This is a genomic window from Gardnerella sp. DNF00476 (assembly GCF_049262735.1).
Taxonomy (GTDB): domain Bacteria; phylum Actinomycetota; class Actinomycetes; order Actinomycetales; family Bifidobacteriaceae; genus Bifidobacterium; species Bifidobacterium vaginale.
On record NZ_CP058401.1, the window covers coordinates 665,923 to 691,850 of the forward strand.

Genomic DNA, 25,928 nt, shown 5'->3' on the forward strand with positions numbered 1-25,928 from the left:
TTACTGTTGGCAATATACTTACGCAATATAACAAACTGCACAGTATAGCGCCTTTTAGTATAGGAATAGCGTAACGACTGGCTGATTTTCCTGCACACCACGCAGGATTAACCAAACATCTGGGCGAGCAAGCTTTACATGAACACCATGCGCCAAAAATGCAAGCAACAATATCAGACAAACAATGCATCCACGTGACATCAATTCTTAACCAAAGCGCATAATTATTATTATGCGCTAAAAAATTTGCCACACCCAAAAAAACAGGATATGCAATCAAAAATAAGCTAAAAATACAACTGCTTATTAGAGATAATGGGTACATAATATGTGAAACAATCGTGCACTTCTTATGACTTTTCGTAAAAAATCTGAATTCAGTTAAAAAGTTAGAATATTGACGCATATTTAATCACATCCCTACTCACTACCACATTAACAAAATAAGAAACTATACATATCCAGTTACTGCTACTACTCACTTTTATGAAATTTAGATAGCAAATGCCTATATCCTGATTCCCATGGAGTTACCATAAGATCTTCACGATTAGCATACTGAAGAAGATTATCCATTTTCCCATCAAGCAATATAATTCCTTCATTAAGAACTATAACCCGATCCGCAATTACTGCTAAATCTTCTACTAAATGTGTACTGACAATAACAGTATGCTTTTGCTAATAAGACTTAAGAAAATTACGAATATCAATACGCTGCTCAGGATCTAAACCAACAGTAGGCTCATCAAGTATTAGTACTGCAGGCTGACTAGCAATCACACAAGCAATACCAGCACGCTGACGCTGACCTCCTGATATTTTTGCAACTATGCGATGCGCTTGTTTTTCCAAGCCAACCTGTTTGAGAGCATTCCAAGCAGCTTGATACGCGGCGCTCCACGATAAACCTCGCGCCCATGCGGCATATTGGACATTTTTTAACACACTCGATGCATTCATAAGTTCAAATGATTGTGGCAAATAACCAATATTTGACCGAGCTTTAGCCCTTTCCGCACGACAAGTTACGTCAAAGCCATGAACAAAAAGTTTTCCACTAGAGGGAGCATAAATCGTCGCTATAACGTTAAGCAGAGTAGTTTTCCCAGCACCATTTGGCCCCAAAAGACCACATATGCCAAAAGATAAATCTATAGAAAGATTATGCAAAATTTGTTTTTTCCCATACGAAAAATTCACATTAACAAGTTGCACATCTGAGCCCATAAATGATTCTTGTTGCATATCTCACCACTTAATAACTAGACTACTTACCTACAACTTCGTATATTTTCTCTGTCTATTCCAACTACAGAACCACTCATCTGAGCATAAGCTGAAATTGGCACAGCATAAACAATAGTAGCAAGCGCAACTATTGCAAATCCTTTCTTTGCGAACATATTCGTATCTCCATTTTCAATCTGCTTCATAACGTATTCAGCCTTGAATAAGTACATATATTTTATGATAATTTAATATGAAAAAAAATAGATTTTTATAAAAACCAATTAAAATTTTAAAAGATATGCATATCCTATAATGCCAATTATCAGCAATAACTTGAAAAATTAAGGGGGATTCCACCTTTTTATTTCAAGTTCCTTCTACAAATATTTTTTATTTAGATACAAAAATAGCGTGCTGTCTAATGGAAAATAATCCAATAAACAGCACGCTTTGTTTTATTTGACTACATTATTTGACTACATTAAATAGTGCATATATTACGCAATCTTGAGAGTTACATGGTCGCTAGTATTCTCACAATCCGCAACTACGCGAGCGCCATCATGCACCTTGCCAGAAAGCAGCAATCGCGCAAGTTGATCGCCAATTTCCGTTTGAACCAATCTACGCAACGGACGAGCACCATAAACTGGATCGTAGCCATGCTCCGCAAGCCAAGCGCGAGCAGAATCACTCACATCCAAGCTAATGCGGCGGTCACTCAAGCGTGCAGCCACTTGGCGAACTTGAATATACACAATTCCACCAAGCTCTTCGCGGCTCAACGGATGGAACATAACAAGCTCATCCAAACGGTTAATGAACTCTGGCTTAAACTCAGCGTGAACAGCGTTCATAACAGCCTTGCGTTTAGCAGCATCGTCCAAGCCTTCTTGCACAAGGAATTGCGAACCCAAGTTTGATGTCATAATCAAAATCGTATTCGTAAAATCAACCGTTCTACCTTGTCCGTCAGTCAAACGACCATCATCCAAAACCTGCAACAAAACGTCGAATACTTCTGGATGTGCCTTCTCAACTTCGTCAAAAAGCACTACAGAATACGGACGTCTGCGCACAGCTTCAGTAAGCTGACCGCCTTCCTCGTAGCCAATGTAACCAGGAGCAGCACCGATTAGACGCGAAACGGAAGCCTTTTCCATGTACTCGCTCATGTCAATGCGAACCATTGCGCGCTCGTCGTCAAACAAAAAGTCAGCAAGAGCCTTAGCAAGCTCCGTCTTACCAACGCCAGTAGGACCCAAGAATAGGAACGAACCGGTAGGGCGATTCGGGTCTGCAATTCCAGCACGGCTTCTGCGCACAGCATCCGCTATAGCCTGAATTGCTTCGCTTTGACCAACAACGCGCTTAGAAAGCTCCTTTTCCATGTTAAGCAGCTTCTCATTTTCGCCTTGCATCAAGCGGCCAACAGGAATGCCAGTCCATTCGCTAACGACTCCAGCAATAGAATCAGCATCAACCTGGTCTGGAACCATCGGCTCTTTTGCTTCACTCTTAGCATTAGCAGCCTCGGATTCTGCTTCTTCCAAAGCTTTTTGAATGCTTGGGATTTCGCCATACAAAATACGGCTTGCTTGCTCCAAATTGCCTTCACGCGTGAATTTGTCGGCTTCTACGCGCTTAGCATCGAGTTGCGCTCGCAAATCACCAACCTTGTTGTGACCAGCCTTTTCCGCATCCCAACGCGCTTTCAAACCAGTAAGCTTTTCGCGCGAGTTTGCTAATTCTTCTTGCAACTTTTCTAAGCGTTCGCGTGCAGCAGCATCTTCCGCTTTCTTTAATTGCATTTCTTCCATTTCAAGACGCGTAACTTTGCGCTGCAATTCGTCGATTTCTTCTGGCTGAGAATCAAGCTCCATACGCAAGTGAGCTGCCGCTTCATCAACCAAATCAATCGCCTTATCTGGAAGTTGTCTGCCAGTAATATAGCGGTTTGAAAGCGTTGCTGCAGCTACGATTGCATCGTCACTAATCGTCACCTTGTGGTGTGCTTCGTAACGTTGCTTAAGTCCGCGCAAAATCGTCACCGTATCTTCAACAGATGGCTCGCCAACAAATACTTGCTGGAATCTACGTTCAAGCGCCGAATCCTTTTCAATATGCTCGCGATACTCGTTAAGCGTAGTTGCGCCAACCAAGCGCAGCTCGCCGCGCGCAAGCATTGGCTTAAGCATATTGCCAGCATCCATTGAACCTTCTGCAGATCCTGCGCCAACAACAGTGTGAATTTCGTCAATAAACGTAATAATTTGACCGTCTGATTGTTGAATTTCCTTCAACACTGCCTTTAAGCGTTCCTCAAATTCGCCGCGATACTTCGAACCTGCAACCATCGAAGCCAAGTCGAGACTGATAAGACGCTTGTTTTGCAAAGTTGTAGGCACATCTCCTGCAACGATTCGCTGAGCCAATCCTTCTACAACTGCCGTTTTTCCAACGCCTGGCTCGCCAATTAGCACAGGATTATTCTTCGTGCGGCGAGAAAGAATCTGAATCACGCGACGAATTTCCTGGTCTCGTCCAATTACTGGATCGAGCTTTCCTTCGCGAGCGCGCGCAGTCATATCAACCGAATATTTTTCGAGCGCTTTGTAGTTGCCTTCCGCATCTGGGCTTGTAACTTTCGCGCCTCCGCGTACAGTTGGCACAGCCTTGCGCAACGCGTCTGCGGAAACGTTGTGCTTTTTGAAAATATCCGCAACTGCATTCGGCGCGCTTGCAACTATGCCAATAAGCATGTGCTCTGTAGAAACGTATTCGTCTCCCATTGTGCGCATTTCTTTTTCTGCCTGGCTTAGCGCAGCTAAAAGCTGACGGCTTGCGTCTGGCTTAGTTGTAGTTGAGCCAGTAGATGAAGGCAGTGCCACTAATGCGTTGCGAATTTCAGCGCCGATTTGTTGCGCATCTGCACCAGCCTGTGCAATAAGCGCGCGCACTACGCCTTGCTCTTGTCGAAGTAAAGCATCTGCCAAATGTAACGTATCAACTTGCGCATTGCCAGCTGCCGCCGCGCTTTGCACAGCATCACTTAATGCATCTTGCGCTAAGGTCGTAAATTTTTGTTCCATATTTACCCCCATTTGCACCGCTATCTAGCGGATTTTAGGTGATTTACGTGCACTTTTTGCGATTGCACTCAAACCACATTCTGTCAATTTCTAAAACTTGAGTCTACTACACTCAAGTTTTGTTTTCAAGATGTTTGTGGCGTTTTCTTATACAACGGTTGCTTGCGACTTTTCCATATCAAATTCATCAATTGCAAAGTCGTCAGTCAAAAATTCGTTAATCGTCAATAGTCAATCGCAAAGTAACAAAGTCAAGTATTAAAAATAAATAAGTATTAAAAATAAATAAGTATTAAAAATAAATAAGTATTAAAAATAAATAAGTATTAAAAATAAATAAGTATTAAATATGTCGTAATCTTAAAAATATGAGAATTGCACGTTTTTCCTATAATGAAGTTCCTCAATACGCGTTTGTCCAAAAAGACGAAGCAGACGGCAAGGATTATTTAGTAGCGCTAGAAGGTCATCCACTAAGCCCTCAAGGAGTTAAGCCAACAGGCAAGCGCTACGAGTTAGATGCCGATGGCGTGCGCCTGCTTGCACCAGTGATTCCTTCAAAAGTATACGGATTGGCAAAAAACTACGATACGCGTTCTGCCGAAGAGCGCGCATCTTCTGCTGCGTCGTCAAGCCACACGGCAGCAGACATGGTGATTTTTACAAAGCCGAGCACATCTGTAATTGGCCCAGACGACCCAATTGTTATTCCTGCTTTTTCAAACGATATGAATTTTGAGCCAGAAGTGGCTGTTGTTATGGGCAAAATCGCCAAGAATGTGTCGGTCGATAAGGCAATGGACTACGTTTTTGGCTTTACTTGCGTAAATGACGTGACTTTGCGTGATTGCGCAGGCAGCGATCCAATGTTTACGCGCGCAAAAGGATTCGACACGTCTTGCCCACTTGGTCCATGGATTACAACCGAGCTAAATTGGCGAGACGCGCATATCTCGTTTACGCTTAATGGAAAAGATGTGCCAGAGGCGAGCGGCACCACAGCGCGATTGATTCACAGTATTCCAGAGCAAATCGCTGCGATTTCAAGCTTCTCAACTCTTCTTCCAGGAGATGTGATTTTGACAGGAACGCCGTATCCAGCAGGAACTTTGCACGCTGGCGACGAAGCGATTGTGCATGTAGATGGTATTGGTTCGCTGCGCAATGTGATTATGCATGCGTAACGGTAATAAAAGTAAAAGATAAAAATCAGAAGCTAGACAAAACTTAATACTATACAAATGCGCGCGGGCCAAAGATTGCCGAACCAATTCGAACCATCGTCGAACCTTCGGCAATCGCCCACGCAAAATCACCAGACATTCCCATTGAAAGCTCTAATTTTGTAGAGTTTCCATCATGATCTTGCGCGAGTTGTTCACTCACGCAATCTCTAATTTCTCGCAATTTTGCGAAACCACTTCTCACTATTTTTTCATCATCCACGCGCGCTCCAAGTGTCATAAATCCGTGCAAATTAAGCGCAGGCAGGCTAGATATAGCGAGAGCTTCGTCAATCGCACGTTCTGGCGCGCATCCGGATTTCGTAAATTCTCCCGAAACATTCACTTCCAACATAACGTCTACGCGAAGTCCCAAATTTTGAGCGCGAGCAGATATTTTTTGCGCAAGATCAATGCTATCAACCGACTGAATCCCATTTGCAAGAGGCAAGACTTTGTTTATTTTATTGCTTTGCAACTGACCTATTAAGTAGAGCGGAATTTCGCCGTTTACACCAACGCTTAAATTCTCGCGCGCAGCTTCCTTGCGTAAAATTTCTGCTTTTGCAACAATTTCTTGCGGACGATTTTCCCCAATTACGCGCACTCCAGCTTTAAGCGCTGCCATAATTTCGCCAACATCTCGCGTTTTAGTTGCAGCAAGCAGCGTAACCGACTCAGATTTGCACCCATAATGCGATTCGGCTTGAGCAATGGCGTCTTGCACGCTGTGCACGCCGTCGGCAATTTGACGCGCGCGAACACAATCTACCTCAGTATTCGCTAAATCTTTTTGCGTCATATATGCCATTTATTGCCCCAATCTATCATTCTAAATACATAGTTTAGTCGAGGAAGGGCACGGATTTGTCTGCTAAGTTTGCGCGAACAGAATTCCACGGCGTTTCGTCGCTTTTAAATAACGCGAGCGCATCTGCAGCGCTCATATCTGCTGGGCGAGTTTGCTCAGGATTCTTATATCCCAAAAGATACATGCAGTAACCAATCATGCGCTCGGCGCTCCAGCCAGATTCACGAAGTGCGCCAACATCTAGTGAATGCTTGCTTTTTGCGAGTCGCTCGCCTTGAGCGTTATCAATTAGTGGCAAGTGCGCAAATTGCGGACGCACGTAATGCACGCCGTTAGCCGCAAAAAATCCCGATTTTTCTAACAGCTCACCAATCCAAATTTGAAGAGCCGCCGAACGCAGCAAATCGCGTCCGCGCACAATGTCGTTTACTCCCGAAAGCACATCGTCAACAACAACCGCAAGCTGGTAGGAAAACACGCCATCCGCGCGACGAATCACCATGTCTCCCAAGTCGCGATTAATGTTAAACGATTGCGCACCAAAAATCGCGTCTATAAAACTCACATTCGCTTGGTTTAAATCAGCAGTCGGTACAGCAAGCCGCAAAGAATGTTGTTGATTATTTTGCAAACGCTTTTCGATTTGCGCCAAGCCTTGCGCATTTTTGCGAAGATTTCTGCACGTACCGGGATAGCGTATAAAGCCGTCGCCTTCTTGCGGCGCTGCAATCGCGCGAATATCGGAACGCGAGCAAAAACACGGGTAAATCAGGGAATTCCCGTCTCCGTCTTGCAAAGATTCTAACGCATCAAGAGCTTCTTGGTAGAGTGCAGTGCGCTCATGCTGATAAGTCGGCTCACCAACCCAATCAAGCCCAGCCCACTTCAAATCGTCAATCACTCGCGCGCTTGCATCTTTTGGCATTCTAGCAATATCGAGATCTTCCAGACGCAAAATCATGCTTCCACCTTGCGACTTTGCAGAAAGCCAAGCAGCCAACATTGCTACCATATTGCCAATATGCATACGCCCAGAAGGAGTCGGCGCAAAACGACCAATTGCAATAGGTGACTTAGAAAACATGATTTCGTCTTTCTAATATCTTTCTTAAAATCTTTCTTAATAAGCACAAGTTTGCAAAACATAAACTTGCAAAATAAAAAGCGCGTAACGCATTCATACTAGCATCACGCGCTTCTTACAACCGCAATTAATCACAATCAATAACAGTTAAAAGCAACTGTTTTATGCAAATAGCGACTTAAACATAAGCACGCCCAAGATTGCGCCGGCAATAGGGGCTACGACTGGAATCCACGCCTCGCCCCAACGAGAAGAACCCTTGTGCGGAATAGGCAAAATGGCGTGGAGCAAACGTGGCATAAGGTCTCGAGCAGGATTCAAAGCAGGACCAGTCGGACCGCCCATAGAAGTCACCAATCCCCAAACAACAAAGCCGACTACGATTGATGCTCCAGCCAAATTCTTCTCTCCCCAAGGAGAAGTAAGGCAGCAAAGCGCAGCCAAAACAAGCACGAGCGTGCCAAAGAATTCGTTTAGGAAGTAGTTAAGCTTGTTATTGTAAGCATCCGTAGTGCAGAACGTGCCAAGAATAGCCTCTGGCTCTTCGGTTTCGTTGTAATGTGGCAAATAAGTTACGTACACAATAAGCTGACCGACCAATGCGCCCAAAAGCTGAGCCACAATATACGGAAGTACGTTTGCCCAAGGGAACATTCCGCAAACAGCTTGCGCAATTGTCATAGCAGGATTTATGTGCGCGCCAGAAATTCCACCGAACATTAGCACTGGGAACATAACGCCAAAACCATAGCCCATAGCAATGTTTAGCCAGCCTGCGTGATGACCTTTAGTGTTTTTAAGTTCAACATTGGCAACGGCTCCATTGCCAAAAATCATAAGAATGGCAGTTCCAATAAACTCGGCTGCCAACATTACTGTAAATGAATGTTGCATGGTCCTTCGATCCTTCTTAATTGTTTTGTTGCTTTTGCTTTTGTACCACATCTCATTTTCAAAGAAGCTAAGAAAATGAATCCAGCAATTATTATTCCAACAATTATTCTTTGATAGTTTCCCCTATGAACACGACACTGCGAGTAAATATCAAATAGTCATATATCAAAAGAGGCCCGCCACACTGGCGAGCCTCTTACTTACAAAAACAATCTTCAGCGGTTCTATCTGCACAACATCCTCGTTGCAACGGTAAAGTCTTATGTATCCGTCCAACGTAATTGGAATCTAACATCCATACATTTTCTGTGGTCTACCGCTCTTTTAATTTGTTCTTGTGATTCTTATTATTACTGTTTTTTGTTCTTTAGTAAAGTACAAAATCATCTTTGTTCGCATATTGTAATTAGTGTTCATTCGCACATAAAAAATAGATGGTTTTGCATCATTTTGTGAATATGCAATGGTTGTCATGTTCAGATGCGTTCACATATTGCAATTATCGGCGTGTCGAGCCGCATAGCTGCCGACACTCAGTCGCGCACATCCCTTACAGTGCATACAATTACGGAGTATGGTACAAATTTTTGACGCTCCCTCAAAGGCGATTCTGCGCGGTCAAATTGCAGAGCACATCGCCGAAGACGAAAAGGCAGAAAAGCGTGAAGCTCGTGAGGGCGAGCTACCGTTGCCAAAAGATCGCTTCTTTGACCGAGAATTAAGCTGGTTAAAGTTCAATCGTCGCGTGCTTGAGTTAGCGCAAAATACCGATTTACCACTTCTTGAACGCGCTAATTTTGCAGCCATCTTTGCCTCCAACCTAGACGAGTTCTTTATGGTCCGAGTTGCAGGCTTAAAGCGCAGAATCGACTCAGGAATCGCAGTAACCGCTGCAAGTGGGCTTAGCCCGCGTCAGCAGTTGCGAGCAATTAGCGAGGTTACACATCGTCGTCAAGATGAGCATGCGCATTATGTTATTGACCACATTTTGCCAGAGCTTGCTAAGCAGCGCATTGTTATGCTCAGTTGGGACAAGCTTACGCAATCCGAAAAAGATAGACTTTCAGACTATTATCGCAAGCAGGTTTTCCCAGTATTAACGCCACTTGCAGTGGATCCTGCACACCCGTTCCCATATATTTCTGGCAAGTCAATCAACTTGGCTGTTATTGTAGAAAATCCAAATTCTGGAAAATCGCATTTTGCTCGCGTAAAGATTCCAGATAATTTGAATCGTCTTGTTCCAGTTGACGATTTAACCGACGAAGAGGGTCGCGAAGAGCGCTACGGCTTTATTCCTATGGAAAAGTTGATTGCAGCACATTTGGAATCGCTTTTCCCAGGCATGATTATTAAAGAAGCGCGATCTTTCCGCGTTACGCGTAACGAAGATATTGACGTTGAGGAAGACGATGCAGAAAACTTGCTCAACGCTATGGAAAAGGAGCTTTTGCGTCGTCGTTTTGGGCCGCCTATTCGTCTTGAGATTTCCGACGAAGCTAGCCCATTCTTGTCTCAGTTGCTGGCTAATCAGTTGCGCGTAAGCCCAGAAGAAGTATATCGTTTGCCTTCGCCGCTAGATATGACGGTTCTTTTTGAGTTGCAAGCGCTGGATCGCCCAGATTTGAAGTATCGTCCGTTTATTCCTACTACAAATCGCCAAATTGCAGAAGTTGAAACTAGCCATGCGCAAGATATTTTCGCTTCGATTCGCGAGCATGATATTTTGCTTCATCACCCATATGATTCGTTCTCTACTTCTGTTCAGGCGTTCTTGGCGCAAGCGGCGGCAGATCCAAAGGTGCTTGCAATTAAGCAAACGCTGTACCGCACGTCTAGCAATTCGCCAATTATTGACGCTCTTGTTGACGCAGCTCACGCTGGCAAGCAGGTTCTTGCGCTTGTTGAGATTAAAGCGAGATTCGACGAGGACGCCAACATTGCTTGGGCGCGTAAGCTTGAGCGCGCAGGCGTTCACGTTGTTTACGGCATTGTTGGATTGAAGACGCATTGCAAGCTTTCGCTTGTGGTTCGCCAAGAAGCCGAAGGATTGCGCCGCTATTGCCACGTTGGTACTGGCAACTATAACCCTAAGACGGCTCGCCTTTACACAGATTTGGGCTTGCTTACTTGCGATCCTGTAGTTGGTCAAGATTTGACTCGCTTGTTTAATCAGCTTTCGGGTTACGCTCCAAAGTCTAGTTTCCATCGCTTGCTTGTGGCTCCTCGCACAGTTCGAACGGGCATTATTGAGCGAATTCGCAGGGAAGAGGCAGCGGCTCTTGCTGGAAAAGAAGCGTGGATTAAGATTAAAGTCAATTCTGTTGTTGACGAAAAGACGATTGACGCTTTGTACCGCGCGGCTCAAGCTGGAGTAAAGATTGACATTGTTGAGCGTGGAATTTGCTCGCTAAAGCCTGGCATTGAAGGATTGAGCGAGAATATTCGAGTTCGCTCTATTCTTGGCAGATTCCTTGAGCACAGCCGAATCTATGCTTTTGCTAATTCTTGCGGTCCGCAAATTGGCGATGGTCCTGCAAGTGGCCCAGAAGTGTGGATTGGCTCGGCCGATTTGATGCATCGAAATCTTGATCGCCGCGTTGAAACACTGGTTCGCATAAGCGCTCCAGACCAGGTGGAAGCGTTGATTCAGTACATTGATTTGCAAATGGCTGATTCAACAGTTTCTTGGTGGATGGATGGAGATGGCACATACACGCTGCATTCTCGCGATTCCGAAGGTCGTCCTCTAGTCGACAGTCAGGAATATCTAATTCATACTCACACACGCAAACCTCGAGGTGTGAACTGATTGCGAGTAACTAATAAACAATAGGCAAAGAGCCAGATTCAGCAATATGATTCTGGCTCTTGTTGTATTTATTGCTCCTTCTAATCTGACTAAATCTCAAGCGTTCCCTCAGCCAAATCGCTAGCCACGAACGTCATAAAATAAAATGGCATAGTCGCGATTTTCTGATTTGCATCATAGCCATAATTATTTTTAGAAACTTTTATTGCAAACTCAAACTTGTTGTGCATTGCAAACTTATTTAGAGAATTAAGAGTTCCTCTGCCTTTTTTAACATCAATCGGAAAAAGTTTGTTATTTGATTCAATTATAAATTCCAATTCTGAATCTGATTTTCCGCGCCAATAAAACAGTTTTAAACCATTTGCGCTAAGTTCGTTTGCAACGTAATTTTCGAAGAAAATACCAGATAGCGTATTGTCTCTTTCGTTTGAAATAAAAGATGCTGCATTAACTCCGCTTTGATATGAGAACATGCCAATATCGCACAAAAATAGTCGGAAATTACTTTCGTTTTCTTGCATAAGCGGCGTGGTTATATGCTCTTTGAGTTGGAATGACTGATTAACAATATGAGTCATAAGCAGCCACTGAATGGACGTCGCAAAATCTCTAGTTCTACTGTCTTTTTTAATAAGACCAGCTGAAAAGTTTTTTGATTCCTTGTTAAGCTCTCTGAAAATATTCTCAAATAAAAGTCGAGATCTTAAAATCGATTCGCTACTTGCTTGGTACAACTCCATATCTGCAAGATAATTGTCATAAAGCGAGCGCAAAATCTCACGCGATTCTAGTAAATCTTTACGTTCAATGTATGCCTGTACTGCTTCTGGCATACCCCCAATCAGCAAATATTTATACACTTCATTTAACGCAAGATTGTGAATTTCTGTAGGCAGCGCTTGCTTAGAATCATATGCTTCGCGCACCTTTGAATATAGAAGACTATTATTGTTCAGTAGGAACTCACCAAAAGTCATTGGATATATTGTTATCTGGTCAATTTTGCCTACTGGAAAGAGGAATTGACCAACTGCTGATTTCGACGAATTTTGCTTGTGAGCTTCGCGATGCAATTTAATTCGCACCATTGAACCCGTTGCAATTACGTGAATTTTTCTAAAATCTTGGCAAAAATATTTAAGCGACGAAATAATATTTGGGCATTCTTGGATCTCGTCAAAAATCAGCAAAGTGCCTTCATCTATAGCCTTGGAAAATCGCAAAGACAAGTATTCTATAATCTTTTCTGCGTTTGCTGTGCTTTCGCAAAAGTTACGAACCTCATCTTCTTTTTTAAGATCGATGTAAATATAACTATTTTTATAATATTTTTCCGCAAAAAGTTCTTTTACTAGATACGTTTTGCCAACCTGGCGCGCACCCCATATTATTAGCGGCTTGCGATTCGGCTTGCTATTCCAGGCGATTAATTTTTGTAATGCTAGTCGTTCCATGGCTTACTCTTTTTAATGTTGATATTACAACGATTATAGCATTATTTGCCAGTTTTAGGAGGTTTTTTGAGCAATTATTTGCCAGTTTTGGCATGTTTTTTACGCCATAATTTGCCAGTTTTTGTAAGTTTGGGAATTTAGTGTTGCCAATGTTTTAGTACAAGTCAATTACACGCGCGAGAACAATAATCTTATTCTTTAAATTTTCAACTACTTTTATGTACATTTTATACAAAAAACTATTTGTAGATTGCAAATATGATATTTTACGATATCCTTATATAAGATATATCGCTGTAGATAGTAGATAATAATCAAAAAATTGATGCTATTTTTGATTAAATAGCAAACTTAGCACTGGAGACCACTATGTTGCTTAATTTTAGCGTAGAAAACGCGCTAAGTTTTCGTCAATCGCAACAATTCAGCATGCAAAGAACCGTACATGCAAAAAACAGTTCGTGGCCCCATCCAGATGTATCAACTCTTGCAGCCATTTACGGAGGAAATGCCTCAGGGAAAACAAATCTGCTAAAATGCATAGCATTCTTAAAAAATTTTGTGGAAGGAAGCTTCAAAGGCGGTAACTCAAATTCAAAAATAAATGCACTTCCTTTTCTTTTAAATAAAGAATCTGAAAATGAACCTTCAACATTCTTTATAGAATTTATTGCAAAAGATAACAACAGATATAAATATTGGTTCACTTTCAATAATAATTACATTATTGAAGAAGGACTATGGCTTTTCCGCTCTACAACAAACAGAAAAACTGTGCTGTTTGAACGAGAGCATGGCAAACCAATGCGATTTGGCTCAAATCTAAAAACCATAGGAAAAACTGTAGAAAAAATTACAAGAGACAATGCTTTATTTCTATCTACAGCTGCAGCATCAGGAGTGCAAGCATTGCAAGCTGCATACGAAGAAATAACTTCTACACAGCAATGCAGAACAGTTGACTTTGATAAATATTACAATAATTTGATAAAAGTTTTACAAGAAAATCCAGATTTTGCATCCAACATTAGCAAGTTGCTAAAATATGCAGATTTAGGATTAAAAGGTGTAACAGTCCAATCCGAACAGCTAGATGCTAAACAATCAGAAAAACTAGCGAGACTTGCAAATCTTATCAACGAACTTGACGGAGATAACAATAAATTTACAAATAACACTTCTGAAAACACTGAAAAATTGCAAAAATTCAGTGTTTCACGTTTAATGTTTACACATTCTGGTCAAAAAGATTGCCAACTTCCTGAAGATTTTGAATCTTTAGGAACTAAAACAGCATTATTGCTATTTGCTTTCGTTATAGATGCATTATCAAAACATTCCATACTTCTAATCGATGAAATCGACACAAGTCTAAGCATGCAATTCGTGTCTGAAATACTCAAGCTTTACAGTAATCCAGAAACGAATCCTAACCAATCGCAATTAATTTTTACTACTCACGATTTAAGTCTTATTAGTAATTTTGGAACCGACAAAACTATTCTCGACAGAGATCAAATTTGGTTTATAGAGAAAAACACATTAGGTGAATCTTCATTACATCCACTTACAGAATGGGAAAACCGCAATGTAAACTTTGGTAAAAACTATCAACACAACATATACGCTTCAGCACCACAACCGTCTCTATATGATGTTTTTGCGGAAATACTTACAAATACTAACAGAAGCTAAAACACTACCAATATTCAAAACGATATAAAACACTAGTATTCATGAGGAGCGGGCTATGGTTCATGTTCCATCACACGGCCGTTCAAAGAAACAGTCGAAACGAAATAAAAGATTCCTCATTGTTTGTGGCGGTGTAGTTACAGAGTTTGAGTATTTTAGCTATATAAAATCAGAAGTAAGTAAATATTGTGCTACATCATGGGATATTCATAAATCAATTAACATAGAAAAAGAGGGCGTAGATCCACTCACTTTAACAAATTATGCGATTAAACTTGAGAGATTAGACTGCAAAGAAGCGAAAAAAGAAAACTACGATCCGTTTACACTGGTATGGGTTGTAACAGACGTTGATGAATTTGGAGAAAAAATTCAACAAGCTCAATCTAAGTCGGATTCAACTTGTGGGAAGATAAAATTAGTAATTTCCAACCCTTGCTTCGAAGTATGGCTTATTGACCATATAAAAAGCTGCCCTCTTTCTTGCACAGAAACGCGAGATTGCCAAAAAGAAGCAAAAGAACTTGGGCTACTTCACAACACTACTGGGAATAAAAATAAGCATATCCAATTAGAAAAATTAACTGGAAACTATAAGAATGCTTTTAAAAACGCAAAGCAGCATATGCAAACCGAACAGATAGAAAATCGCAAAAATCACCCTTCAGTAACTCAAAAGTCAAACTACGCTCCTTGGACAGATGTTCCAGAAATAGTAGAAACAATATTAAATGAATGCAAGCGTGTATCAGGAATAGATTTGTCAGAAAAATTGTGAATTAATGATGTAACTACATATGTCTTCATTACTGTTATTAACAGCAATAATCTAGATGTGGGTGAGATGATGGCGCAATATTGATGAGTCATCACGTCTATGGAGTGAATTATCACAGTCACGGAAGTTAAAATGACAGTCACAGCGCTTTTATCACTATCATAACTGTGATAAACGTAAGCAACGTAAATATGCGAAAACCAGCAACTAAATTGACTCTAACCAAATAAGCGAATAAACGAATCGTAATAAATAACCAGGCACAACTAAAAGTTGCGAAAGAAAACCGCTAAAATAGTGAATATGAGTGTAGTAACGACGCGATACGTTGAGGCGGCTGGCGGAATTATTTATCGCAAGCGAAATACAATAGACAGCTCAAACACAAGTGACTTGAAAAAAACAAGCAATCAAGCGAACATGATAAGCGATGACGACTTTGAGCTTTGCCTAGTCTACCGTCCTAAATATGACGATTGGAGCTGGCCAAAAGGAAAGAATGAGCCAAAAGAATCGCATCGTCACACAGCTGTGCGCGAAGTTGGGGAAGAAACAGGCTACGCAGTAACACTAGGACCTCACATTGCACAAATAGAATATCCGCTTGAAAACGAAGGCAAAAAATCAATCTCAAAAAGCGGTGCGAAAAACAGTTCACAAAACAACAACAAAACAGAAGTAGTTAAGCGAATTCACTACTGGATGATGCGCGAAATAGACGAGAATGCCGCAATGAAGCGACTACCAGCATTTGGTCCAATAAAACCAGCAAAACCTACTGAAATTGGCAATGTTATATGGCTTACTCCTTCTAAAGCTCGCAAAAAACTCACACACGATAGCGATAGAAAAGTTTTAGATGCTTTTCTTGAAAAGCTACACGATGGTCAAACTGAATATAAGACATTGATACTAGTACGACATGGAAAAGCTGAATCACGTAAATCATGGCAAGGCAGCGAAGCAACTCGTCCAATCACTCCTCTTGGATCTGCAGCATCCTACGCTCTAGGTCGTGAGCTTGCTTGCTATGCTCCAAATCGAATTGTCTCGTCACCTTGGAAACGTTGCGTGGAAACTGTTGCAACTTTTGCACACGATTCTTCTCTTTCTATAGAACAGATTGCGGAACTTACTGAAGACCATCATGAGGATAAACCAAAATCTACATTATCTGTTCTTATAAGTGAAATACAAAATCTTGATTGCAACGCACAAAATACACAAAACACACAAAACACAGAAGCAAATATTAACAATTCAACAGTTATGTGTTTGCATCGCCCTATTATCGGCACTTTCTTTGACTATTTGCGAGGAATCACAAAACCGCGAGCACATAAACGTATACTTAGCCAAAAATCTCCATACATGCCTACTGGTAGCGCAATAGTTTTGCATATTAGCAATACTTCTAAAGGCGCTCGCATTATTGATATTGAAAAGGTGTTACCAATTGTCTACTAGCCTTAATTCACAATCGAGTTCTATCCATTCGAGCAGATCTGCTTTTATGCCAAGTCCAATAGGTGCAAGTCGCCCAAGCAGACCTGCACAAATGGATCCTGCAATGCTCGCGCAAATTGAAGGCGGCACAGATCCACAAATTGTAAACGAAATCAGCCACACTTCAGCAGCAGTTCTGCTTAACCGCGTGCATAAAACACAATCTCCAGAGATTGTGGAACGCGTACTGAATTTGGTTGAGAATGAGGGTATTGAGGTCATCGCAGACTTGTGGAGTCAAGCGCAACCAGATTCGCTCCCTGGAATGCTTTTTAGGCTATATTTGCTTAGGGAGTCTTTGCGTAAGCAGCGAGAAGCATATGCGGAGTATTGGAATCTTGGAGAACCTTCTGCAACTAGCGCTTCCGCAATTACTGGAATTGACGAAGCTCCTACAGGAGAAGATATTGCGCGACTCGCGGATTCTATTCTTTCTGGTGCTTTTACGGGCGATTTTGCTGTTGCTCTATATCGAGCTTCTGCGTTTACTGCGATTATTTCGTGCGGAATGCGTTCTTACGCGAAAAAATTAACACAGAAGATGAACGATTCCAAAAGAGATGATTCACAGCGTCTTGCTAGCGTTTTGCACAAATCTGCAAACGTGCATGCACTTTCCTTATGCTTCGCTAATGGAGCTAAATTGTGGAGACTTGGAAAACTCGATTAGTTTATTTGTTATCACACTGCGTTTATTTGTTATACAACAGCGCGGCGCGCTGAAATCTAAAAGCATGTATACTCGGGAAGTGACGCTGGCTTGTGTTTAAGCCCCGGGCTCCATTTTTTGCCGCTGCGAGCGGCGTTTGCGCCGACAGGCGCTTTCGCAAGTCAGCGTTTTTAAGTATGTTTTAATTTTCCAGCAATTCACAAAATTCAACCTTCATTAACACTTGTTTATATTTTTTCTAAATAGTCACGGCACGCCGATAGCTTAACATGCCGCACTTGCACTAATCTAGAAGGTATGGATCTTCATGTTTTACATCATCCGCTGGTGGACCACAAGCTCACCGTTTTGCGTGATAAGAATACACCTTCTAACATTTTCCGCGAGTTAGTTTCCGAATTGGTAACTCTCGAAGCATACGAAGCAACCCGCAATTTGGAAGTTAGCGATCGCGAGATTGAAACTCCTATTTGCAAGATGACTGGCAAGCATTTGAACCGCCCACGCCCAATGGTTGTGCCAGTTTTGCGCGCAGGTTTGGGTATGCTTGACGGCATGACTCGCCTTCTTCCAACCGCTGAGGTTGGATTCCTTGGTATGAAGCGCGACGAGCAGACTCTCGACATCGTCACTTATGCTAACCGTTTGCCAGAAGATTTGACTGGTCGTCAGTGCTTCTTACTGGACCCAATGCTTGCCACTGGTGGCACTCTTATTGCGGCTACGCACTATTTGGCTGAGCGCGGCGCTAAGGATGTTACTGCTATTAACATTTTGGCAGCTCCAGAAGGCTTGGAACGCCTGGAGAAGGAGATTGATCCTTCTATTGACTTTAAGGTTGTTGTTTGCGCTGTTGATGAGCACTTAAACGACAAGGCTTATATCGTTCCTGGTCTTGGCGATGCTGGCGATCGCTTGTATGGTTTAATTGATTAATAGTTACTAACCGAATCAAACGAAAACTAGAATCAAAAGCTAGAAATAAAACTACAAAATAGCCTGCTGATTTGCAACACTTTGCAAGCTTCAGCAGGCTTTTGTATTTACATCTTTAATTATTTGCCGGTCTCATATTCGTTTAATTTTATTACTATTAAATTCCAGTTCGTGAATACTCCATAACACCATTGAGACAACTACGATAGATGCAGCTGCAACAGTAGCAACATTAACTTGCGGTCCACGATCCATTGTGTACTTGACCATTCCACGATTCAAAACATGTACAACAATAAATTGGCCAAAGAATATTTCAATAAAGCCAGCAAGTATTAATATGCTATCAATAATAATTAATATTTTCTTACGAATTAATCCTATATTACACAACCCAACAATCATTTGAATTATTGGTGAAATAATTGAAACTAACACAACACCCAAAAGACTTAAATCAAAATCTGCTGGATACTTTCCTGGCATTTTAATAAGCAATAAAACTGCTAAAAATACAAAAGATAATGGTAAAAACCATTCTTTCCAATATTTAACGACGAACACGATAATAAGCTCCTTCACCATTGAATGAATACCAATTCTTATCCCAATCTAAATAATTTTCAGTGTGTTGAGCTATACGCAATCTACCGTTGCTTTTTAGGAATACAAACCCTATGTGATCGACAGTACCATCATTACTTTCATCAACACCAATAAAATCTCCATCCCTAACATTATCTACTAACATTCCCCAATAACTTGTACTAAATCCATACCCCATATAATTTTTAAAAACATTGGCATTAATCCAAGAAACCGAACGATCTCCTCTAGCTTTCCACCACCACCCTTTAAATACATCATTATGCTTATCCATACCAATACCACCAGCATATAGAATTTGCGAAGCGAAATTTGTGCAATCTGCCGGAAATATTAACTTACTTTTTTCTTCACCATATTTTGGATTTATTTTCCACGCCCATTCTCGCGCATATGCTCTGGCCGCTTCAAGATTTATGCCTGAATTTCTCTCAGTAGGTAAAGGTTTGCGAGGTGTAACCTCCTGCTTTGATGGAAGCCACAATTTTGCAATATTAATAGCTTCCTTTTGTGTTAGTTCATTTTTTAATACTTTTAACTCTAATTTATGCAATTCTGATAGAATCTGATTATTTTCATATTTATTCTCATATATATCTAGAAATTGCAATATTTTTGTTACATTATTGTTATCTTTATGCGAGGAATTAAAAAGAGAATTCTTGTAAATAGTAGCTGTTTCTTCACTAAGAGAAGGAAGCATAGCTTCGCTCTGTATTCTTTGTAATTCTGTAAAATATTTTGAAATATAGAACTTTTTTACTAACTCTGGATTTTCATAAGTATCTAGTAAAGAAAAATACATACCCTGAAATTTTGTCTTATGCTGCTTTTTGGGAAAATCTACATAAGTCTCTGATTTATAGTCAGATGATTCAGCTTGAGCAACATTAGCAAATGACAATATTAAAATAATAGAAAATAGCGCAGCTATAAATGCATAATGCAAAACAACTTTGTTTTTCATATATAACTCCATTATTATATAAAATTCCTTTTTACTATTCTATCACAATAAATACCAGTTGTCAAATATACACAGCGGCTATGTAATCATATACTCATCAGTTCTACATTTAAATAGCCTGCTGATTTGCAACACTTTGCAATTTTCAGCAGGTTATTTTGTATTAATTGATTGCTGCAATATTGCATAACAAATCAGATAATATAGCTAATAATACAACTAAGCTTTATTCACAGCTCCTTTAGCATATAAAGCTTCTAAAGCATCTCGCAAAGCTCCACTGTAGCTGATGCCAGCTTTTTGTGCCCAAGTGTCAAGCCAAGCTGGAACAGTAACATTTTTACGAACTGCCTGAGAACCGTATTTTGCAGCATAGGAATCCATATCAAGCGCAACCATAGACAACTTTGAATTAGGATTTTCTACAACAATATCACTAATATCGCTAGCTTTTGGCGCAGTTTTACCACTTTCGAGTTCCGTAAGAACCCATCCACTTGCTGCATCTTCTGCCATAATCAGAGCCTCTGCAAGATTACTACCGCCAGTTACACACCCTGGCAAATCAGGGACTTCTGCAACAAAACCTCCGCTATTATCTTCGTATGGAGTAAGAATAACAGGATACGCTAATTTCATCATTTCACCTTTGCTTCACTAATTCCCGCCTGACGCCAAATTGACTTAACAACAGATGGGTTAATATCACCTGGATGTTTAGGCACTGTGACTTTACCCGCTTTAGTTTTATGTACGAATTGGCAATGACTTCCACGCTGTGCAAAAAGTATCCAGCCGTCCTTCTTAAGACGTTTTTCAATCTCTTTGTATCTCATAAAAAGATTATACACACTATGCGCATAAAATAAAATAATCAATCAAATTTTTACTAAATCGCGCATACGCCTATGTTAATTTACCGCGGACGAGTTACGGCGACTTTTCGAGCGCGCTCGGCTAATTCGTCTAATTTTTCAAGCTCCGCACGCTGAGCATTAGTCTGCTTTGGCGCAAATTCTCCGTAACGATTCTGCGCAGCTGTACGAATTAAAAAGTCAGACAAACGCGGATTTTTTGGCAAAACTGATCCGTGCATATAAGTGCCGATAACATTGTATTTTCTAGCGCCTTCCGTGTGGTCTTCGCCGTTGTTTCCACAATTTTCGCCATCAACCAATCCAAGTGGCTGCGTTCCATCTTGCAAGCTTGTGCGACCAGAATGGTTCTCGTATCCCACAATATCTCCAAAATCGCGGCTATGCTCAACAAGATTTCCAATCATGCGCACGTCTTGACCAACCGTATGCTCGCCGAGTATGCCTATGCCTTTAAGCTTTTGGCCTTCAATAGTCTCAAAGTACTCTCCAAAAAGCTGGTAAAGCCCACAAATCATAAGCATTGGAACGCCATTTTTTGCAAGCTCGCGAATCGCGTCCGCGCGCGCAAATAAATCATCCGTAACTCTACTTTGACCATGATCTTGACCGCCGCCACCAAGAACCATATCTACTCGCTTTGGCCAATCATCGCCAACGTTGTACTCGTGAAGCACAGGCTTGTAACCGTACAATTCCGCTCTACGCATAATCGTAAGCACATTGCCGTAGTCGCCGTAAATATTCATGTCTTTCGGGTACAGCGACACAATATCTAATACACGATTTTCGGCTTTATTAGTAGCATTCGCTTGACTAATATAATTAACATCACTCATATCATTCATGACGACTACTTTCTTGCTACTTTCCAACTCCAACGTCTTTAACGCTTGCGATTTGCCCTAATGCAGCTCGCACGCGAAGCATTGCAGTGTATGTGCAATATATGCATTTTGCGTTTTTAGCATTGCTACTAAAATCGCCATTCACAAAAGCTTTAACGTCTTCTTCTAAATCAGTGTTCACATTTCTAGAGGCAACTTTGTCGTATTGTAAACGCAAAGCCATATCCCACGCGCGCGTGCCAGAAACACAAGTGACTCCAGTGCCACTAAAGCATGTAAAATCAACGTCCCACAGCCAGCTCATGTCTCGCCCATCCGCGTATTCGTCACAAATCGCAATCATTGTGTCATGATTTGCAGGCTTATCCGAAGCGAGCGCAAGTCTAAATCCAATAGGATTTTTCACTAGAACAAGCTCCACAGGAGCGCCGTTAACTTCGATTACTTCGCCTCGACCAAATGCTGGCGTTACACGAGAAATAGCTTCCATAAGCGCATCGTCGTCGAATTTTGCGAGTGTTGCATCTTTTTTAGCAGCATCTGCCAAAATAGCGCGCACAATCGTAGACGCAGCAGCCGCGTTAAAAACGTTATACACGCCTCGCAGCTTAACGCTAGTGGTTTTTCTATGCCCATCAATCAAAAAATCGGCTTTATTATCTGCAACTTTTGCCAAAACAACATCTGCATGCGGAAGATTACGCGAATCGCCATTAAAATCGCAACCCAAATCACTATGCAAATCGTCGTCAGTTGGAAACATGCTTCTTAGCGATTCGTCCAAACCGAAATATTTTACCTTACAAGACGGCAAAACATCTTTAGAAAGCGCAGAAATTCGCGGATCTTCGCGATTTAACACAACTACTCGCTTAGTTGCGTGCGCAACATTGCTCAACAATTTAGCTGTAGTGTCAATCTCGCCAAATCTATCTAACTGATCTCGCATAACGTTTAGAAGAAGCGAATAGCGCGGCTTTATTTGATTTACAAAATGCACCGCATAAGCTTCATCAAGCTCTAAAACAGCTATATCCGCATCTAACTTTGTGCCAAAAACAGGCATTTCTTGCACCAATGCTGCTACAACTCCGCGTGTAAAATTCGATCCCGTAGGATTTGTAAACACGCGCAATCCAGCATCTCTAAGCATAGACGCAACCATGCGAGTTGTAGTGGTTTTACCGTTAGTTCCAGAAATTAACACAACACCATAAGGTAATTTTCCTAGCGTTCTAGCCAAAAACCCAGGGTCTAGTGTTTCCACAACTTTGCCTGGTAAAGCACTTCCTCCGTGGTTTGTCGCGCGCGAAATCATCCTAACCAGTTTCCCTACAGCTGGCATTATGAATCCAAAACAACAGCGTTTTACCACTTTATTTTTGACGATCATCAATCCCCCTATTAACTCTACTGCTGATATGCCTGAGACTGATGCGAATAATAACCTTGAGCATCATTACCTTGCGAATATGATTGCGGCTGGTATCCTTGCGGCATATCTTTAAACTTAGACGTTGCTCCAAGAAAAGCTAGATTGAACGTTTCTGTAGGACCATTACGATGCTTTGCCATAATAATGTCTGCTTCGCCTGGACGATCTTCTTTGTTGTAAAAATCAGGTCTATGCACAAGAAACACAACGTCAGCATCCTGTTCAATAGATCCCGATTCGCGCAAATCTGAAAGCTGAGGCTTTTTATCGTTTCGCATTTCTGGTCCGCGGTTTAGCTGGCTTAGCGCAACAACTGGCACTTCTAGCTCTTTTGCTAAAAGCTTTAATGCACGCGAAAACTCCGAGACCTCTTGCTGCCTCGATTCGACTTTCTTTCCAGAAGTCATAAGTTGCAAATAGTCGATTACAACCAACTTTAGATTGTTCGTTTGCTTTAGTCGCCTGCATTTTGCGCGAATTTCCATAAGACTCATATTTGGGCTATCGTCTATAAAAAGCGGAGCGTCTTTCATTTTTGACCAAAACGCATTTAGCTTAGTCCATCTATCTGTTGTAATGTCTTCTGAAGTTCCGCGATGCATTGCCGTCATTGGAATATCCGTTTCGGCTGCAATTATTCTTTGAGCAAGCTCCAATTTGTTCATTTCTAGCGAGAACACGATTGTTGTCATATTGTGATGCAACGCTGCAGAACGCGCAAAGTCGATTCCAAGAGTTGACTTTCCCATTGCAGGCCTACCAGCTACGACTACCATTTGCCCTGGTTGCAAGCCTTGCGTCATGTCGTCAATATCTCTAAATCCTGTTGGAACGCCTTTTTCAATCTCGTTACTTTGCAACTTGTCTAATTGTTCAAGAGCATCTTGAACAACAGGACCAATAGCAGAATAATCCTGGTGAACTTTGCCAGAACTCATCTCGTAAACTTCGGATTGTGCAAGATTTACAACGTCTTCTGCTTGATCTCCCGTGGCAGAATACCCCATTTGCGCAATCTTTGTTCCAGCAGCAATCACATTTCGCAAAATCGCATTTTTGTGTACAATATCCGCGTAATATAACGCGTTTGCAGCTGTTGGAACTGATGCAACTAGACTATGCAGGTAGTCTGCTCCACCAATTTTCTCCAGGTTTTCGTCTTTTAGAAGCTCGTTTGCGACTAAAACAACATCTACTGGTTGTGAACCAGAAAATAAGCTTATGATCGCGTCGTAAATTGTTTGGTGTTTTGGCACATAAAAATCTGCTGTTTCTAGGATTTGCGAAACTTCGCCAATGGCATCTTTGCTCATTAGCATTCCACCTAAAACGGCCATTTCCGCGTCTTCGTCGTGAGGCGGAACCTTGTCAAACAAAATACTGTTATATGATGCGTTGCCTGACTGGTTTGCGTCATTTCTACTTGACTTCCACATATCATTACCTGCCATAGAATCGAGTATAAACGCCCGCACGGAGCACACCAACAAAAGTTGATATAAACCAACACAAGTCGCAAGTTGAATATTTCACATATTTGAATATTTCACATATTTGAATATTTCACATATTTACATACTTACAGACTTGCAGACTTCATCCAATCATCTGTTTTAACCCTATGAGAATTTCCTAAAGCTCTTCCACCAATGTATACAAGGTTCAGAGCCACCCACAATGACACGGTTCTAATTATGTCAGTAGAGCAGAAAGCTATATTTACAAAGCACATTGCACTAATCGCAAGAAGGTACACAATAGCTGTAATCGAGCACGATTTGGCCAAATACTTGTGGTCTCCAGCTCCGATTAGCACTCCGTCTAAAGCCCACATAAATCCAGATAACGGCAAGAAAATTCCAAGAATCGTCATTCCTATTGAAACTAAAAGTTGTATTTCTACGTTTGGGCTAAATAACGGGGATAGTAGCCATCCTGCAAATATCATTAAAATTCCAACGATTACGCTACTTAATGCGCCTACTTGTGCGCATATTTTTGTGATTATGTTAGCGCGTTTTAATAATCCAGCTCCAAGCGCAGAGGCGACTATTGTTTGAGCAGCAATCCCTATAGCGTCTAATATGTTCATAACAAAATTCCAGCAAGAATTTGCAACTTGGTATGCGGCTAAAGTATTTGTTCCAAGACGAGCAGCCGCTGCAACAGTTGCAACCATGCACGCGCGCAACGCCAATGTGCGTATAAACAGCGGAATACCACTTCCAGCGCTTTTAAGTATGCTATGCGCTTGCGGACGCAAACGTGCTTTTTCGCGAGCTGCCCAAAAAATCGCTGGAAGCGTTAAAACAATACCCATATACCATTGCGCTATCATTGTTGCTATTCCAGATCCAAAAATGCCAAGATTCATTCCAAACACAAATAGAATATCTAAAATAGCGTTTAGCACAGCTCCACTTATTGCAGCAAAAAGTGTGATTTTTACTTTGCTAAGTCCTCTGAATATGCCATTTGCCGCGTAAATTAGTAGCATCGCAGGCAATCCTGGCATAACAGTTTGAGTGTAAATAATCGCGTTTTTAAGCGTATCTCCACTTGCACCAAAGCTTTGACAAAGCGGACCTGCGAACACCATTAAAACAAGCGTTAAAACAACACCTAACCCAAGAGCCAGCCATAGACCGTCCATTCCAACGCTTAGTCCTTGACGATTTTTCCCAGCACCCAATAGTCTCGCGACTTGGCTTGTGGTGTTGTATGCCAAAAACAGGCATAGTCCCGTTGTTGTTAAAAGCACAGTTGATCCTATTGAAAGCCCTGCAAGTTGCGTTTTGCCTAAATGACCTACTATTGCGGTGTCTATTAAAACAAACGCTGGCTCTGCAATAAGCTGTCCAAATGTAGGAATAGCTAGAGAAAATATATGCTTTAGTAAATCTTTTTTGTTTATAGCAGATTCTTTATCTTCTTGTCTATTGGTAGCTGCGTTACTCTTGGCTATTGTCATAATGCACTATTGTACTGTCGAAAAAACTTATTAGA

At 41.5% G+C, this 25,928-nt stretch carries 21 protein-coding genes and 1 pseudogene; 7 read left to right on the forward strand and 15 right to left on the reverse strand.

From position 1 onward, the window contains the following. Positions 1-474: 474 nt before the first annotated feature. The 3 genes and pseudogenes from HXT25_RS02740 to clpB all read right to left on the reverse strand — a co-directional run bounded on the left by HXT25_RS02740 (position 475) and on the right by clpB (position 4,325). Positions 475-1,230 (reverse strand): annotated as a pseudogene (locus HXT25_RS02740) (ABC transporter ATP-binding protein). Between the two features lie 44 nt (positions 1,231-1,274). Next, positions 1,275-1,436 carry a hypothetical protein gene (locus tag HXT25_RS02745; protein WP_004574454.1) on the reverse strand — a complete coding sequence of 54 codons (162 nt, stop codon included), beginning with the start codon at positions 1,434-1,436 and terminating at the stop codon, positions 1,275-1,277. Positions 1,437-1,730: 294 nt separating this feature from the next. Then, entirely contained in the window at positions 1,731-4,325 is a 2,595-nt protein-coding gene (gene clpB / locus HXT25_RS02750; RefSeq protein WP_004137632.1) for an ATP-dependent chaperone ClpB, read from the reverse strand. A 368-nt stretch (positions 4,326-4,693) separates the two neighbouring features. Between clpB and HXT25_RS02755 the strand changes: the two genes are divergently transcribed. After that, positions 4,694-5,509: a fumarylacetoacetate hydrolase family protein gene (locus tag HXT25_RS02755; RefSeq protein WP_004137642.1), complete on the forward strand. Its 816-nt coding sequence runs from the start codon at positions 4,694-4,696 to the stop codon at positions 5,507-5,509. A gap of 49 nt (positions 5,510-5,558) precedes the next feature. Here the strand turns inward: HXT25_RS02755 and HXT25_RS02760 are convergent, their stop codons facing one another. The 3 genes from HXT25_RS02760 to HXT25_RS02770 form a co-directional block, all read right to left on the reverse strand. Next, a complete protein-coding gene (locus tag HXT25_RS02760) occupies positions 5,559-6,359 on the reverse strand; it encodes a YggS family pyridoxal phosphate-dependent enzyme (protein ID WP_422118646.1) in 801 nt (266 codons plus the stop codon). A 34-nt stretch (positions 6,360-6,393) separates the two neighbouring features. Further along, on the reverse strand, positions 6,394-7,443 hold the full coding sequence (locus HXT25_RS02765) for a glutamyl-Q tRNA(Asp) synthetase (RefSeq protein ID WP_065189706.1): 1,050 nt from the start codon (positions 7,441-7,443) through the stop codon (positions 6,394-6,396). A 162-nt stretch (positions 7,444-7,605) separates the two neighbouring features. Continuing rightward, the gene (locus HXT25_RS02770; RefSeq protein WP_004573623.1) at positions 7,606-8,337 is read right to left on the reverse strand and encodes an MIP/aquaporin family protein; all 732 of its coding nucleotides are present in this window, start codon (positions 8,335-8,337) and stop codon (positions 7,606-7,608) included. A 574-nt stretch (positions 8,338-8,911) separates the two neighbouring features. On the opposite strand from HXT25_RS02770, the gene HXT25_RS02775 reads away from it, so the two are divergent. Beyond that, complete coding sequence (locus HXT25_RS02775) at positions 8,912-11,149, forward strand: RNA degradosome polyphosphate kinase (RefSeq protein ID WP_004114108.1); 2,238 nt, start codon at positions 8,912-8,914, stop codon at positions 11,147-11,149. Between the two features lie 89 nt (positions 11,150-11,238). Here the strand turns inward: HXT25_RS02775 and HXT25_RS02780 are convergent, their stop codons facing one another. After that, the gene (locus HXT25_RS02780) at positions 11,239-12,606 is read right to left on the reverse strand and encodes an ATP-binding protein (RefSeq protein ID WP_009994247.1); all 1,368 of its coding nucleotides are present in this window, start codon (positions 12,604-12,606) and stop codon (positions 11,239-11,241) included. A gap of 369 nt (positions 12,607-12,975) precedes the next feature. On the opposite strand from HXT25_RS02780, the gene HXT25_RS02785 reads away from it, so the two are divergent. From HXT25_RS02785 to upp, 5 genes are all read left to right on the forward strand, one after another. Then, on the forward strand, positions 12,976-14,301 hold the full coding sequence (locus tag HXT25_RS02785; protein WP_285070286.1) for an AAA family ATPase: 1,326 nt from the start codon (positions 12,976-12,978) through the stop codon (positions 14,299-14,301). A 55-nt stretch (positions 14,302-14,356) separates the two neighbouring features. Further along, positions 14,357-15,079: an RloB family protein gene (locus tag HXT25_RS02790; RefSeq protein WP_048730801.1), complete on the forward strand. Its 723-nt coding sequence runs from the start codon at positions 14,357-14,359 to the stop codon at positions 15,077-15,079. Positions 15,080-15,382: 303 nt separating this feature from the next. Beyond that, the gene (locus tag HXT25_RS02795; RefSeq protein WP_285070288.1) at positions 15,383-16,546 is read left to right on the forward strand and encodes an NUDIX hydrolase; all 1,164 of its coding nucleotides are present in this window, start codon (positions 15,383-15,385) and stop codon (positions 16,544-16,546) included. 46 nt (positions 16,547-16,592) lie between these two features. Beyond that, positions 16,593-17,255 carry a hypothetical protein gene (locus tag HXT25_RS02800; protein WP_004573617.1) on the forward strand — a complete coding sequence of 221 codons (663 nt, stop codon included), beginning with the start codon at positions 16,593-16,595 and terminating at the stop codon, positions 17,253-17,255. Between the two features lie 297 nt (positions 17,256-17,552). Next, a complete protein-coding gene (gene upp, locus HXT25_RS02805) occupies positions 17,553-18,191 on the forward strand; it encodes a uracil phosphoribosyltransferase (protein ID WP_004114100.1) in 639 nt (212 codons plus the stop codon). Between the two features lie 132 nt (positions 18,192-18,323). Here the strand turns inward: upp and HXT25_RS02810 are convergent, their stop codons facing one another. From HXT25_RS02810 to HXT25_RS02845, 8 genes are all read right to left on the reverse strand, one after another. Further along, complete coding sequence (locus HXT25_RS02810; RefSeq protein WP_257994364.1) at positions 18,324-18,755, reverse strand: hypothetical protein; 432 nt, start codon at positions 18,753-18,755, stop codon at positions 18,324-18,326. After that, positions 18,742-19,764, reverse strand: coding sequence for an amidase domain-containing protein (locus HXT25_RS02815; protein ID WP_102720873.1), 1,023 nt, complete (start codon positions 19,762-19,764; stop codon positions 18,742-18,744). Before HXT25_RS02815 ends, HXT25_RS02810 begins: the two co-directional genes overlap by 14 nt. Positions 19,765-19,983: 219 nt before the next feature. Next, positions 19,984-20,403 (reverse strand): type II toxin-antitoxin system HicB family antitoxin, encoded by a 420-nt coding sequence (locus HXT25_RS02820; RefSeq protein ID WP_004116411.1) that lies wholly within the window; start codon positions 20,401-20,403, stop codon positions 19,984-19,986. Then, on the reverse strand, positions 20,403-20,600 hold the full coding sequence (locus HXT25_RS02825) for a type II toxin-antitoxin system HicA family toxin (protein ID WP_004116413.1): 198 nt from the start codon (positions 20,598-20,600) through the stop codon (positions 20,403-20,405). Before HXT25_RS02825 ends, HXT25_RS02820 begins: the two co-directional genes overlap by 1 nt. Before the next feature lie 80 nt (positions 20,601-20,680). After that, positions 20,681-21,487, reverse strand: a complete 807-nt coding sequence (locus tag HXT25_RS02830; protein WP_102720874.1) for a type 1 glutamine amidotransferase — start codon at positions 21,485-21,487, stop codon at positions 20,681-20,683. Between the two features lie 16 nt (positions 21,488-21,503). Next, positions 21,504-22,832 (reverse strand): MurT ligase domain-containing protein, encoded by a 1,329-nt coding sequence (locus tag HXT25_RS02835; RefSeq protein WP_422118835.1) that lies wholly within the window; start codon positions 22,830-22,832, stop codon positions 21,504-21,506. A 65-nt stretch (positions 22,833-22,897) separates the two neighbouring features. Then, positions 22,898-24,373, reverse strand: a complete 1,476-nt coding sequence (gene dnaB / locus HXT25_RS02840) for a replicative DNA helicase (protein ID WP_422118647.1) — start codon at positions 24,371-24,373, stop codon at positions 22,898-22,900. Between the two features lie 128 nt (positions 24,374-24,501). Next, positions 24,502-25,893, reverse strand: a complete 1,392-nt coding sequence (locus tag HXT25_RS02845; RefSeq protein ID WP_004114095.1) for an MATE family efflux transporter — start codon at positions 25,891-25,893, stop codon at positions 24,502-24,504. Between the last annotated feature and the right edge of the window lie 35 nt (positions 25,894-25,928).